At 70.1% G+C, this 13,198-nt stretch carries 11 protein-coding genes and 1 rRNA gene; 2 read left to right on the plus strand and 10 right to left on the minus strand.

The window, feature by feature from the left end; all coding sequences use genetic code 11:
* Together ABZ818_RS06775 and ABZ818_RS06780 are read right to left on the minus strand one after the other, a co-directional pair.
* Window positions 1-1,241 (minus strand): 16S ribosomal RNA (locus tag ABZ818_RS06775); the annotation flags it as partial.
* A gap of 559 nt (window positions 1,242-1,800) precedes the next feature.
* Window positions 1,801-2,808, minus strand: a complete 1,008-nt coding sequence (locus tag ABZ818_RS06780) for a stage II sporulation protein M (RefSeq protein WP_361411677.1) — start codon at window positions 2,806-2,808, stop codon at window positions 1,801-1,803.
* 131 nt (window positions 2,809-2,939) lie between these two features.
* Here ABZ818_RS06780 and ABZ818_RS06785 point away from each other — a divergent pair, with 131 nt between their 5' ends.
* Entirely contained in the window at window positions 2,940-3,986 is a 1,047-nt protein-coding gene (locus ABZ818_RS06785; protein ID WP_361411679.1) for an RDD family protein, read from the plus strand.
* A 65-nt stretch (window positions 3,987-4,051) separates the two neighbouring features.
* On the opposite strand, the gene ABZ818_RS06790 is transcribed toward ABZ818_RS06785, so the two are convergent.
* From ABZ818_RS06790 to ABZ818_RS06825, 8 genes are all read right to left on the minus strand, one after another.
* The gene (locus ABZ818_RS06790; RefSeq protein WP_361411681.1) at window positions 4,052-4,669 is read right to left on the minus strand and encodes a hypothetical protein; all 618 of its coding nucleotides are present in this window, start codon (window positions 4,667-4,669) and stop codon (window positions 4,052-4,054) included.
* 179 nt (window positions 4,670-4,848) lie between these two features.
* On the minus strand, window positions 4,849-6,306 hold the full coding sequence (gene ahcY, locus ABZ818_RS06795; RefSeq protein ID WP_361411683.1) for an adenosylhomocysteinase: 1,458 nt from the start codon (window positions 6,304-6,306) through the stop codon (window positions 4,849-4,851).
* 286 nt (window positions 6,307-6,592) lie between these two features.
* On the minus strand, window positions 6,593-7,573 hold the full coding sequence (locus ABZ818_RS06800; protein WP_361411685.1) for a cation diffusion facilitator family transporter: 981 nt from the start codon (window positions 7,571-7,573) through the stop codon (window positions 6,593-6,595).
* A gap of 131 nt (window positions 7,574-7,704) precedes the next feature.
* Window positions 7,705-8,859, minus strand: a complete 1,155-nt coding sequence (manA, locus tag ABZ818_RS06805) for a mannose-6-phosphate isomerase, class I (RefSeq protein WP_361411687.1) — start codon at window positions 8,857-8,859, stop codon at window positions 7,705-7,707.
* A 79-nt stretch (window positions 8,860-8,938) separates the two neighbouring features.
* Window positions 8,939-10,066, minus strand: coding sequence for an SIS domain-containing protein (locus ABZ818_RS06810; protein ID WP_361411689.1), 1,128 nt, complete (start codon window positions 10,064-10,066; stop codon window positions 8,939-8,941).
* Between the two features lie 102 nt (window positions 10,067-10,168).
* Window positions 10,169-10,339: a Trm112 family protein gene (locus tag ABZ818_RS06815; protein ID WP_141360461.1), complete on the minus strand. Its 171-nt coding sequence runs from the start codon at window positions 10,337-10,339 to the stop codon at window positions 10,169-10,171.
* Between the two features lie 147 nt (window positions 10,340-10,486).
* Window positions 10,487-11,851, minus strand: a complete 1,365-nt coding sequence (locus ABZ818_RS06820) for a phosphomannomutase/phosphoglucomutase (RefSeq protein WP_361411691.1) — start codon at window positions 11,849-11,851, stop codon at window positions 10,487-10,489.
* A 112-nt stretch (window positions 11,852-11,963) separates the two neighbouring features.
* Window positions 11,964-12,386, minus strand: a complete 423-nt coding sequence (locus ABZ818_RS06825) for a DUF3499 domain-containing protein (protein ID WP_141360459.1) — start codon at window positions 12,384-12,386, stop codon at window positions 11,964-11,966.
* 305 nt (window positions 12,387-12,691) lie between these two features.
* Here ABZ818_RS06825 and ABZ818_RS06830 point away from each other — a divergent pair, with 305 nt between their 5' ends.
* Entirely contained in the window at window positions 12,692-13,141 is a 450-nt protein-coding gene (locus ABZ818_RS06830; protein WP_361412064.1) for a metallopeptidase family protein, read from the plus strand.
* Window positions 13,142-13,198: the final 57 nt, after the last annotated feature.

The raw sequence follows: 13,198 nt of genomic DNA on the forward strand, positions 1-13,198 counted from the left end.
ATCGCAGCTCATTGTACCGGCCATTGTAGCACGTGTGCAGCCCAAGACATAAGGGGCATGATGACTTGACGTCGTCCCCACCTTCCTCCGAGTTGACCCCGGCGGTCTCCCGTGAGTCCCCAGCACCACAAGGGCCTGCTGGCAACACGGGACAAGGGTTGCGCTCGTTGCGGGACTTAACCCAACATCTCACGACACGAGCTGACGACAGCCATGCACCACCTGTACACCGACCACAAGGGGGGCACTATCTCTAATGCTTTCCGGTGTATGTCAAGCCTTGGTAAGGTTCTTCGCGTTGCGTCGAATTAAGCCACATGCTCCGCCGCTTGTGCGGGCCCCCGTCAATTCCTTTGAGTTTTAGCCTTGCGGCCGTACTCCCCAGGCGGGGCACTTAATGCGTTAGCTGCGGCACGGACGACGTGGAATGTCGCCCACACCTAGTGCCCACCGTTTACGGCGTGGACTACCAGGGTATCTAATCCTGTTCGCTCCCCACGCTTTCGCTCCTCAGCGTCAGTATCGGCCCAGAGATCCGCCTTCGCCACCGGTGTTCCTCCTGATATCTGCGCATTTCACCGCTACACCAGGAATTCCGATCTCCCCTACCGAACTCTAGCCTGCCCGTATCGACTGCAGACCCGGGGTTAAGCCCCGGGCTTTCACAACCGACGCGACAAGCCGCCTACGAGCTCTTTACGCCCAATAATTCCGGACAACGCTTGCGCCCTACGTATTACCGCGGCTGCTGGCACGTAGTTAGCCGGCGCTTCTTCTGCAGGTACCGTCACTCTCGCTTCTTCCCTGCTGAAAGAGGTTTACAACCCGAAGGCCGTCATCCCTCACGCGGCGTCGCTGCATCAGGCTTTCGCCCATTGTGCAATATTCCCCACTGCTGCCTCCCGTAGGAGTCTGGGCCGTGTCTCAGTCCCAGTGTGGCCGGTCGCCCTCTCAGGCCGGCTACCCGTCGTCGCCTTGGTGAGCCGTTACCTCACCAACAAGCTGATAGGCCGCGGGCTCATCCTGCACCGCCGGAGCTTTCCAGAATCACAGATGCCTGTGAAACTCGTATCCGGTATTAGACCCCGTTTCCAGGGCTTGTCCCAGAGTGCAGGGCAGATTGCCCACGTGTTACTCACCCGTTCGCCACTAATCCCCACCGAAGTGGTTCATCGTTCGACTTGCATGTGTTAAGCACGCCGCCAGCGTTCGTCCTGAGCCAGGATCAAACTCTCCGTGAATGCTTCCCCGTAATCGGGGCGAACACCACGAGAGCGGAACCAAGAGGAGGAATAATCCCCTCGGTTCACAGCGTCCTCGCTGTGTTTTTCAAAGGAACCTCGTCCCAGCAGATTGCTGGAGACGGGGTATCAACATATCTGGCGTTGACTTTTGGCACGCTGTTGAGTTCTCAAGGAACGGACGCTTCCTTCGTACTCACCCTCTCGGGCTTTCCTCCGGGCGCTTCCCTTCGGTGTTTCCGACTCTATCAGATCTTTTTCCGATCCGATTTCCTCGGTGCTTTCCAGGTTTCCGCTCTCGCGTTTCCCTTTCCGGCGGTTCCGACTTTATCAGAACTTTTGAGCCGGTCTGACCGGCCCTCGTTTCCGATTTATCGGGAGAGGCTTCTTCATGATCGATCTCGTCGACATGAGTAGAAGCTGATAGATGCTCACTGTCACCCTCGTGGACCGTGTCCATCTCCGGGCAACTGTTTGAATCTACCTCCCCACCCGACCCGTGTCAACGGTTCCGGTGCGGCGAAGAGGAGAGTAGCAGCTCGGCGGGCCCAGACGCACATCAGGCGGCCGTCGGCACGGTCGTGCTTCGCTCGGTCGGCGCAACGTCCCCCGTACCGCCGGCCCGGGCCGCTCGACCGCCGAGGACGTAGACGTAGGCCAGGAAGGCCAGCTCAGCGACGATCCCGATGCCTATGCGGGCCCAGGTGGGCAGGCCAGACGGCGTGACGAAGCCTTCGATGGCTCCCGAGACGAAGAGGACGAGAGCCAGACCGATCGCCATGCCCAGCGCGGCTCGGCCTTCTTCGGCGAGAGCGGTACGGCGGGAGCGGGGGCCGGGATCGATGACCGTCCAGCCGAGGCGCAGCCCGGTACCGGCGGCGACGAAGACCGCCGTCAGTTCGAGCAGACCGTGCGGGAGAACAAGGCCGAGGAAGGTGTCGAGCCGGCCGGCCGAGGACATCAGGCCGATGCCCACACCGAGGTTGAGCATGTTCTGGAAGAGGATCCACAGGACCGGCAGTCCCAAGAAGACGCCCAGGACCAGGCACATCGCGGCGGCCTGGGCGTTGTTCGTCCAGACCTGGGCAGCGAAGGCGGCCGCGGGGTGGCTGGAGTAATAGGTCTCGTACTCGCCGCCGGGGCGGGTGAGCTGCCGCAGCTCGTTCGGGGCCGCGATCGCGGCCTGTACCTCGGGGTGGGTACCGATCCACCATCCCAGGAGCGCCGCGACGACGGTGGACAGGAGCGCGGTGGGAACCCACCAGTGGCGGGCCCGGTAGACCGCCGCGGGGAAGCCCTTCAGTAGGAAGTGGGTGACGTCCCGCCACAAGGCGCGGCGGGTCCCGGTCACGGCACTGCGCGCGGCTGCCACGAGCTGGCTGAGCCGGCCCGTCAGCTGCGGGTCGGGTGCGCTGGACTGGATCAGGGAGAGGTGGGTGGCGGTGCGCTGGTAGAGGGCGACGAGCTCGTCGGCCTCCGTGCCGGTGAGCCGGCGTCGGCGGCGGAGCAGGGTGTCGAGGCGGTCCCATTTCGCTCGGTGGGCGGAGACGAAGACGTCCAGGTCCATCGTGTCTGCCTGCTCCTCGGCTGGTTGTTCGACAACTCGTCGGCTGTGTCAACTTGTCCTACTGCGGCGCGGTCGCCCTCAGCTTGGCAGACTGGCCGTTCTCGGGGCAGGCCAGGGGAAGGACGACGGGCGTGAGTGAGCTGGTGACGGGTGAGGCCGTGGCGCTGGAGGTGCGCCCGGCGAGGCTGCCCAGCAGGGCACTGGCGGTGCTGCTCGACCTCGTCGTGACGGTGATGGTCTACATCGTCGTGTCCTTGGCTCTCATGGCGTCCACGGCTTCCCTGGACGAGGCCGCGCGGGTCGCGGTGTCGATCGCGACATTCCTGCTCGTGCTGGTGGGCGGGCCGATAGCCGTGGAGACGCTCAGCCACGGACGGTCGCTCGGGAAGATGGCATGCGGGCTGCGGGTGGTCCGGGACGACGGCGGGCCGATCCGGTTCCGGCACGCGCTTGTGCGTGGGGCGATCGGTGTGGTCGAGATTCTGCTGACGTCCGGGGTCGTCGCCTGTATCGCCTCGCTGGTGTCGGCGCGGGGGCGCCGGCTGGGTGACGTGTTCGCGGGCACCCTGGTCGTGCGGGAGCGGGTGCCGGCCGGGCAGGCGACCGCGGTACCTCCACCACCGCCCTGGGTGGCGGGGCGTTTCTCGGCGCTCGATCTGTCGGCGGTTCCCGACGGGCTGTGGCTGGCGGTCCGGCAGTACCTGACGCGGATGCAGTATCTGGATCCGCAGGTCGGCTGGAGCATGGCCGAACGGCTCGCCGCCGATCTCGCCGCCCGCACCGGGACTCCGGCGCCGCGCGAGGTTCCGCCGGCCATGTATCTGGCGGCCGTGTTGCAGGAGCGGCAGGCGCGTGAAGCCCGGCGCGCGTTCGGCGGCTCCGCGGCCGGTTCGTCCACCGGAGAGGCCGGCGTCCCGGTCGCCGGGTCCGGCGCGGCGCCCGGTGCTCCCGGCTTCCCGGCGCCGCAACCGTCGGCCTACGGCGTGCCACAGCCGCCGGCGTACGGCGTCGGCGAGCAGTCGGGGACTCCCATGTCCGCCGCGGAGGCTTCACCTGCCGTGCCCCAGGACACCGCTTCCTGGGTTGCCCCGTCCACAGATGTCCCGCAGCAGCACGCGGCCTCCGAGGACACTTCGCGGACCGAGCGTCCCGGCACCGGGTTCGTGCCGCCGGCCTGACGCGTCGGCCGGTCCGGGTCCATCCATCTCCTTCACCCTCTCCCGGTCTTCTCCACCCCGCAGGCTCAGGAGTCGAAGACCGACGGGGGTGACTGAAGGTCCTCCAGCTCGATGCCGGGGGCCGCCAGAACCACGTCCCCTGCGATGTGCACGGTGTGCTGTTCGCCCGTGTCCAAGGCTGTGACCTGGTATTCGTCCACGGTCAGCGGGCCGTTGTCAGTGACGTGTGCTTCTCTTTCCACCAGAGCCCAGGACTGGTCCACGGTGCGGGGGGCGAGGACCGGATCCGTGAAGGCCACGAGGCGGACGCGGGTCGCGGAGACGGAGGGGGCGAGGCGCAGGAGACGGGCGGTGGCGATGAGGAACGCGGGGGATGTGCCGGTGAAGGCGTGGGCGCGCACAGTGCCTTCGGTGGCATGGATGCCGGTGGGGTCGGTGCGGACCCAGGTGACGCCGTCGAGGGCGGCACCGCGCACCTGCCAACCTCCCGCGTGGAGTTCGAGGCGGATGGGGCGGCCGAGGTCGTCGAGGGCCAGGTCGACGGAGCCGTGATGAGCGCCCGAGGGGGTGGTCAGCTGGGATACGTAGCGCCAGCCGGAGGGGCCGGGGGCGCAGTGGAAGTGCTCTTCCGCGAGGGGGGTGTGATCGTGCGGATCGTGAAGCGAATAACGGCCGCGGGGCATGGGGGTCCTGGGGTGTGACGGGGTGGTCCGGCCGCCTCGGCGCTTCGGGCAGGCGGGCGTGACGGCCGCCGTTCCGGTCGAAGTCACCGGTCCGGTTGAAAGGGGCAGGCCCCCGACACGGGGGTGCGGGGGCCTGCCTCGAAGGACCTGGCTGAGACGCGGGTGCGGCTCGGCGGCGGTCAGTAGCGGTAGTGGTCCGACTTGAACGGGCCGTCGACCTCCACGCCGATGTACGCGGCCTGCTCGGGACGCAGTGTGGTGAGCTTGACGCCGAGGGCGTCCAGGTGGAGGCGGGCGACCTTCTCGTCGAGGTGCTTGGGCAGCACGTAGACGCCGGTCGGGTACTCGTCGGGCTTGGTGAACAGCTCGATCTGGGCCAGGGTCTGGTCCGCGAAGGAGTTGGACATCACGAACGACGGGTGACCGGTGGCGTTGCCCAGGTTCAGCAGGCGGCCCTCGGACAGCACGATGATCTTCTTGCCGTCCGGGAAGGTCCAGGTGTGGACCTGCGGCTTGACCTCGTCCTTGACGATGCCGGGGATCTTGGCGAGGCCGGCCATGTCGATCTCGTTGTCGAAGTGGCCGATGTTGCCGACGATCGCCTGGTGCTTCATCTTCGCCATGTCGGAGGCAAGGATGATGTCCTTGTTGCCGGTGGTGGTGACGAAGATGTCGGCCGTCTCGACGACATCGTCCAGCGTGGTGACCTGGTAGCCGTCCATCGCCGCCTGGAGGGCGCAGATCGGGTCGATCTCGGTGATGATCACGCGGGCGCCCTGGCCGCGCAGGGACTCCGCGCAGCCCTTGCCCACGTCGCCGTAGCCGCACACGACCGCGGTCTTGCCGCCGATCAGGACGTCGGTGGCGCGGTTGATGCCGTCGACCAGGGAGTGCCGGCAGCCGTACTTGTTGTCGAACTTCGACTTGGTGACCGAGTCGTTGACGTTGATCGCCGGGAACAGGAGGGTGCCCTCGCGCTGCATCTCGTACAGGCGGTGCACGCCGGTGGTGGTCTCCTCGGTGACGCCCCGGATCTCGGAGGCCAGCTGGGTCCACTTCTGCGGGTTCTCGCCCAGGGTGCGGGTCAGCAGCTCGAGGATGACACGATGCTCGTCGGACTCGGCCGTGTCGGGCGAGGGGACCTTGCCGTCCTTCTCGTACTCGACGCCGTTGTGGACCAGCAGGGTGGCGTCGCCGCCGTCGTCCAGGATCATGTTCGGGCCGCCGGTGGGGCTGTCCGGCCAGGTCAGCGCCTGCTCGGTGCACCACCAGTACTCCTGGAGGGTCTCGCCCTTCCAGGCGAACACCGGAATGCCCTGCGGGTCGTCGGGGGTGCCGTTGAGGCCGACGGCGATGGCGGCGGCCGCGTGGTCCTGCGTGGAGAAGATGTTGCAGGACGCCCAGCGGACCCGCGCGCCGAGGGCCGTCAGAGTCTCGATCAGGACGGCTGTCTGCACGGTCATGTGCAGGGAGCCGGTGATGCGGGCGCCCTTGAGCGGCTGCTGCTCGGCGTACTCCGCACGGATCGCCATCAGGCCCGGCATCTCGTGCTCGGCGAGGGAGATCTCCTTGCGGCCGAACTCGGCCAGGGACAGGTCGGCGACCTTGAAGTCCTGTCGGTTCTCGACAGTCGTCATGGGGTGCTGCTCCTCGGGGTTGGGGCGAGGTGGGTACGGCTGACCTGCGCGGCGGCGGACACAGGGGTGCCCGAAGAGGACACAGGCATGCCCGCGTGCGCGCAGCGCAGTCCGTCGGAGGCCCTCTCTCCCTCGGTCGGCCCCTTCTCGGGCCGCCCGACCGCCATCAGCAGCGACGTCTGGCTCCGTCCCAAGCTACACCGCGAGGCACGACGGCCCACAGTCCGTGTCCGGACACACCGGGCCGTGCGCGAGGCCTCGTGATCGTTGCCGGGGCCGGCCCGGGTCAGTGGCCCGTGGGGTGCGGGGCGGGTCCGCCGGGGGTGGCCTCGCGGTCCGGGCCCTTGGCCGCCTCGGCCTCGCTGTAGATGTCCGGTTCCAGGTAGATGACGCGGGCGATGGGGACGGCGGCGCGGATGCGGGCCTCGGCGGCGTTGATGGCGGCGGCGATCTCGGCGGCCGTGTCGTCGTGCTGCACGCCGATCTTGGCGGCGATGAGCAGTTCCTCGGGGCCGAGGTGGAGCGTGCGCATGTGGATGACGCCGGTGACGGTGTCGCCGTCGACCATGGCGGTCTCGATCTGCCGGACCACATCGGTGCCGGCGGCCTCGCCGAGCAGCAGGGACTTGGTCTCGGCGGCCAGGACGAGGGCGATCAGCACGAGCAGGGCGCCGATGCAGACCGTGCCGATGCCGTCCCAGATCCCGTCGCCGGTGAGCAGGGCGAGGCCCACGCCGCCGAGGGCGAGGACGAGACCGATCAGCGCGCCGAAGTCCTCCAGGAGCACGACCGGCAGTTCGGGGGCCTTGGCGCGGCGGATGAACTGCGGCCAGGAGAGCTTGCCGCGCAGTTGGTCGGCCTCCTTGACGGCCGTGCGGAAGGAGAAGCCCTCGGCGACGATCGCGAAGACGAGGACGCCCACCGGCCAGTACCAGTGCTCCAGTTCGTGCGGGTTGCGGATCTTCTCGATGCCCTCGTAGATGGCGAACATGCCACCGATGGAGAACAGGACGATGGAGACGAGGAAGGCGTAGACGTACCGTTCGCGGCCGTAGCCGAAGGGGTGCTGCGGGGTCGCCTCGCGCTGGGCCCGCTTGCCGCCGATCAGCAGCAGGAACTGGTTGCCGGAGTCGGCGAGGGAGTGCACGCCCTCGGCGAGCATCGACGAGGAGCCGCTGAAGGCGAATGCCACGAACTTGGCTATCGCGATGGCGAGGTTGGCGCCGAGTGCCGCCATGATCGCCCTGGTGCCGCCTGACGCGCTCATCTGTTCGCGTTGTCCCTTCGCCGTCGTACTCGCTTGCGGCCTTGGCCCGTCCTCGGCCGGTGGGTCATTGTCGCAGCCCGGTTCGGCGGCGGTTACCCGGGCGGCGGCCGGTTGGGCCGCCGCCCGCGCGGTCAGACGACGACGGTGGCCCGGAACAGGGTGCCGGTGCCGGACGCTTCGGTCTTTTCGCCGGCCGGGACGAACACCGACTGCCCCGGGGCGAGTTCCTGTTCGCCGGCCCCGACGGAGCCGGCCGTGCAGAGCAGGATCTGCGGGGTGTCGAGGGTGAGGTCGCGGACGGCGTCGGTGCCCTCGGGCAGGACGTAGCGGGACAGGCGGAACTCGTCGACGGGGGTGTCGTAGACCTCCTCGCCGTCCGGGCCGGCCTCCGGGCACAGGATGCCGGGGTCGCGGGCCTCGAAGCGGACGATGCGCAGGAGTTCGGGGACGTCGACGTGCTTGGGGGTCAGGCCGCAGCGCAGGACGTTGTCGGAGTTGGCCATGATCTCCACGCCCAGGCCGTTGAGGTAGGCGTGCGGGATGCCGGCGCCGAGGAAGACCGCCTCGCCCGGCTTGAGGCGGAAGTGGTTGAGGAGCATCGCGGCCAGCACCCCCGGGTCGCCCGGGTAGTGGCGGGCGATGCCGGCGTAGGGGGCGTGGTCGCCGCCGAGGCGGGCGCAGGCGGCCGCGGCCGCGGCGACCGTCGCGGCCATCTCCTCGCGGTCGGCGGTGAGGAGGGCGGTGAGGACCTCGCGCAGGGCGGCTTCCTCGGGGCGGGCGCGCAGCACGTCGACGTACGGCTTGAGGGAGTCGACACCGAGGGCGTCGAGCAGTTCGGCGGCCCGGCTCGGCGCGCGGAAACCACACAGGCCGTCGAACTCGGTGAGCGCGCAGACCAGTTCGGGCTTGTGGTTGGCGTCCTTGTAGTTGCGGTGCGGGGCGTCGGCGGGGACGCCTCGGCGCTCCTCGTCGGCGTATCCCTCCTTGGCCTGTGCCAGGTCGGGGTGGACCTGGAGGGAGAGCGGGGCGCCGGCGGCGAGGATCTTGAGCAGGAAGGGCAGGTGCGGGCCGAACTTCGCGACCGCCTTGGCGCCCAGTTCCTCCTCCGGGCCGGCCTTGATGACCTCGGCGAGGGTGCCGCGTGCGGTGCGCGAGGGTGCGCCCGGATGGGCCCCCATCCACAGCTCCGCCTGGGGTTCGCCGCTCGGTTCGACACCCAGCAGGTGCGGGATGGCGGTGGTGGAACCCCAGGCGTAGGGGCGGATCGTGTTGTCGAGGCGGTCCATGCGCTTCTCTCTGCGGTTCTGGGCTGTTCTCGGCGTTCTCAGCTGTTCTCGGCTGTTCTCGTCTGCGCTCAAGGACAGATCAGGTGCGGGAGGCGAGCGCCAGGTAAACGGCGGTGAAATCCGTGACGGCGATCAGCTCCGCGAGGGTCTCGATCTCGTCGCCGGGGTCCGGCTCCAGTTCGCTGATCGGCGTGTCGTGGCTGAGAGCCAGGTCCCGGGCGGCCGGGGCTGCCGTCAGGCCGCCGAGCGGGCGGTCGCGCAGCAGCACCACGCGCGCGTGCAGGGCGGGCCGCTCCTCGACGCGGTCGCGGAAGAAGTCGTCCGGGTCGGCGCTGGCGGCCAGCGGACCGGCGAGCAGCGCGGTGTGCGCGGCGAGGGCTTCGGGCAGTTCGGCGACGATCGCGGGGATGCCGGACAGTTCGGCGAGCCCGGCGGCGAACCGGCGTCCCGCGGGGCCCGCGGAGGCGCCCTCGGTCCAGATGACCGGCAGCGCGTCGGCGAGTTCGGCGGCGAGGGTCTTGGCCGGGTTGCTGTAGGTGACGATGGCGGGTCCGCAGCGCTCGGCGATGTGGTCCAGCCGGTTGGCGACCTTCTCCAGGGAGTCGGGTGGGGCGGTGAGCAGGCCCACGCGGTCCAGGAGTGCCAGCAACGGCGTGAGCAGCGCCCACAGGACGCCCGGGGCGGATCCGGCGAGGGGTTCGCCGTGGTCGTAGGGGGCCGTGGCCATGGGGATGAACAGGCCGCGGGCGCCCTCGAGGGCCTCGGCGAGCGGGGTCCCCGCGGGGGCCACGGCGACGACCGTGCAGCCGCGCCGGTAGGCCTGCTCGGCGAGCAGGGAGAGGCTCGGCTCGGTGCCGTCCGGGGTGGCGATCAGCAGCAGGTCGACGGAGCCGGCCCAGCCGGGCAGTTCCCAGCGCAGGGCGCCGGCCGCGGAGGCCACGCCCGTGGGCGCCAGCCGGGTGACGGGGCTGCCGGCGCCGGCGAGCGTGCCGAGCAGGTCGGCCGCGTGGGTGGCGGCGGCGCCGGGGCCGGCGATCAGGACGGCGCGGGGGCGGCCGTCGGGCCTGAGGCCGCTCACGCCCGCCTCAACGGCGTTCCGGGCGGCGGTCCGGACGCGGGCGCCGGCCTCGGCCGCGCCGCGGAGCAGTCCGCGGCGGTCGGCCTGGGCGAGCCCCTCCGGGGCGTCGAGCAGCGATTCGTCGAGCATGGGCGGCAGCCTCCCGATCGGGCACCGAGCGCCGGGTCGTCTTCATGCGGACAGCGGAACCCGTCCGGGCGAGGCGGTGGGCCTCTTCCGGACGGGTCTGCGTCACGCTGGGCGACGGGCCTCGTCGACGAGCAGGACGGGGATGCCGTCGCGGACGGGGTACGCCAGACCGCAGTCCTGCCCGGTGCAGACCAGCTCGGTGTCCTGCTCCTTGAGAGGGGCGTGGCAGGCCGGGCAGGCGAGGATCTCCAGAAGGCCGGCTTCGAGCGGCATGGGGTTTCCCTTCGGGCGGGCGGCGTGGGTGCGTCGGTGCGGTCGTACGGACGTGCCTGGTCAGGGTACCGCCGGTGGGGGCGGCGTGGCGGGGTCGGGCCGTGGCCCGCACGCCGGGGCGCCGCCCTGATGGGGGTGGACGGCCACTCAGCCCCGGATGATCGCCAGGGCCTCGTCCCGCACCTTGGCCATCGTCGCCTCGTCGCGGGCCTCGGCGTTCAGCCGCAGCAGCGGTTCGGTGTTGGACGGGCGGACGTTGAACCACCAGTCGGCGGCGGTGACGGTGAGGCCGTCGAGTTCGTCGAGGGTGACGTCCGCGCGGTCGGTGTAGGCCGACCTGATGGCGGCGAGGCGGGCGGTCTGGTCGTCGACCGTGGAGTTGATCTCGCCGGAACCGGCATAGCGGTCGTACTGGGCGACGAGGGCCGACAGGGGGCCGTCCTGGCCGCCCAGGGCCGCGAGGACGTGCAAGGCGGCCAGCATGCCGGTGTCGGCGTTCCAGAAGTCCTTGAAGTAGTAGTGCGCGGAGTGCTCGCCGCCGAAGATCGCCCCGGTCCTCGCCATCTCGGCCTTGATGAAGGAGTGGCCCACGCGGGTGCGGGCGGGCGTGCCGCCGTTCTCCTCGACGACCTCCGGGACCGACCAGGAGGTGATGAGGTTGTGGATGATCACGCCCTTGCCGCCGTTCTTCGCCAGCTCGCGGGCGGCGACCAGCGCGGTGATCGCGGACGGGGAGACCGGCTCGCCGCGCTCGTCGATCACGAAGCAGCGGTCGGCGTCGCCGTCGAAGGCGATGCCGAGGTCGGCGCCCTCCGCGCGGACCCGCTTCTGGAGGTCGACGAGGTTGGCCGGGTCCAGGGGGTTGGCCTCGTGGTTGGGGAAGGTACCGTCCAGTTCGAAGTACATCGGGACGAGGTCGACCGGCAGGCCGTCGAAGACGGTCGGGACGGTGTGGCCGCCCATGCCGTTGCCCGCGTCGACAACGACCTTCAGGGGGCGGAGGGACTCCAGGTCGACGAGGGAGCGCAGGTACGCCGCGTAGTCGTGCAACGTGTCGCGCCGGCTGATCGTCCCCTGCCGGGCGGCCGGCTCGGGGGCGCCCGAGGCGAGCCACCGCTCGACCAGTTCGCGGATCTCCACCAGCCCGGAGTCCTGGCCAATGGGGGCCGCGCCCGCGCGGCACATCTTGATGCCGTTGTACCTGGCCGGGTTGTGCGAGGCCGTGAACATCGCGCCGGGCAGGTCCAGGGCGCCGGAGGCGTAGTACAGCTGGTCCGTCGAGCACAGGCCGATCCCGGTGACGTCGGCGCCATACCGTGCCGCGCCGCGGGCGAAGGCCCGGGCCAGGCCGGGCGAGGAGGGCCTCATGTCGTGGCCGGTCACGAGGGCTTCGGCGCCGGTGACCTGGGCGAAGGCCGCCCCGAAGAGTTCGGCCAGCGGCTCGTCCCACTGGTCCGGGACCACCCCGCGTACGTCGTACGCCTTCACGATCTGCGACAGATCAGCAGCCACGGCCAGCCCTTCTGAGGTCCTATCGGTCACCACAAACTACCGTCGGCATGCGAACAGAAGGCGGCGGAGGCGAGGGCCGCGAGTGGCGGAAGGATTTCGCGGCTGCCCGGTGTCAGTTGTCGGGCGAGCGGAGCACGCGCAGATGGCCGCGGCGGGCCACCTCCATCGGGTCCGCGGTACGTGCGCCGCCACCGGCCTCGGCCGCTCGTTCCTGGGGCCTGGCCGCCTCGCGCACGGCGTTGGCAAGCGCTTCCAGATCGTCACCGCTGGGCCGCGCGGGAGCCGAGCCGTCGAGGAGCCGGACGACCTCCCAGCCGCGGGGCGCGGTGAGGCGCTCGGAATGCTCGGCGCACAGGTCGTAACAGTGGGGTTCGGCGTAGGTGGCGAGCGGGCCGAGGACAGCGGTCGAGTCGGCGTAGACGTACGTCAGCGTCGCTACGGCGGGACGGCCGCAAGCGGTGCGCGAACAGCGACGTACAAGGCTCACGACGATGGACGGTACCGCACTCTTGAGCGGGCCGCGACGACTCTCCACCAGGCCACTCCACCGTGTCGCGGTATGAAACGTCCCAGACACACCTTCTGTCACACTTCGCTGACCTGCGTGAACGTCCCCTGACGGGATCTCGAACACGTCGGATCCGGTCACGACCGGGTACAAAATCAGTCAATTACCTTGATATCGACGGCCCTGGAGAGATATGGAATCGAGCCCCAGCTTGGCTGAAATGCTCACCGGGCGACCGGCCGTGGCGGGGCGGGGACGGCCTCCGGCGCGGGGTCCCGGGTGATGCGCGCAGCCGGGCACGCGGGGACGCCGGGGACTACCCTTCACCAGTGATGGACAACCGTGTACCGCCCCGTGCCGCCGGCCCCGGGCCCCGCCGACGTGATCGCCACGGCCGGGGCATGCGCGGCCCGATCGCCCCGCCGCAGGTGCCGCTCGCCGCGAGCCGCGCCGAGGCGTTCGCAGATCTGGTGCAGGACTCCGTGGACCGTCTGGAGCGGCGCTGGCCGCAACTGGCCGACGTGGACTTCTTCGTGGTGGAGGTGCCGCGGCTGGACGGGCCGGGGCAGCCGTGGAGCGACGAGGCGGTGCCGCTCGGGGGCACGGTCGCGTCGCGTGAGGGGCGACGCGCCCGCGTGGTCGTCTACCGGCGGCCGGTGGAGATCCGCACCAAGGGCCGCGACGAGCGGGCCGCCCTGGTGCACGAGATCGTCGTCGAGCAGGTGGCCGAGCTGCTGGGGCTGACCCCGGAGACGGTCGACCCCCGGTACGGCGAGGACTGACCGCCCCGGCACGGCGAGGACCGTCCCGGCCCGTCGCCGGGGCGCCCCCGAGCCGGC

It is taken from the genome of Streptomyces sp. NPDC047453 (genome assembly GCF_040643155.1).
GTDB lineage: Bacteria > Actinomycetota > Actinomycetes > Streptomycetales > Streptomycetaceae > Streptomyces.

Excerpts from the sequence above, each read along its gene's own strand:
- ABZ818_RS06780 (WP_361411677.1), bottom strand. The coding sequence starts at position 2,808 with ATGGACCTGGACGTCTTCGTCTCCGCCCACCGAGCGAAATGGGACCGC.
- ABZ818_RS06800 (WP_361411685.1), bottom strand. The coding sequence starts at position 7,573 with ATGAGCGCGTCAGGCGGCACCAGGGCGATCATGGCGGCACTCGGCGCC.
- ABZ818_RS06810 (WP_361411689.1), bottom strand. The coding sequence starts at position 10,066 with ATGCTCGACGAATCGCTGCTCGACGCCCCGGAGGGGCTCGCCCAGGCC.
- ahcY (WP_361411683.1), bottom strand. The coding sequence starts at position 6,306 with ATGACGACTGTCGAGAACCGACAGGACTTCAAGGTCGCCGACCTGTCC.
- ABZ818_RS06790 (WP_361411681.1), bottom strand. The coding sequence starts at position 4,669 with ATGCCCCGCGGCCGTTATTCGCTTCACGATCCGCACGATCACACCCCC.
- ABZ818_RS06815 (WP_141360461.1), bottom strand. The coding sequence starts at position 10,339 with ATGCCGCTCGAAGCCGGCCTTCTGGAGATCCTCGCCTGCCCGGCCTGC.
- manA (WP_361411687.1), bottom strand. The coding sequence starts at position 8,859 with ATGGACCGCCTCGACAACACGATCCGCCCCTACGCCTGGGGTTCCACC.
- ABZ818_RS06830 (WP_361412064.1), top strand. The coding sequence starts at position 12,692 with ATGGACAACCGTGTACCGCCCCGTGCCGCCGGCCCCGGGCCCCGCCGA.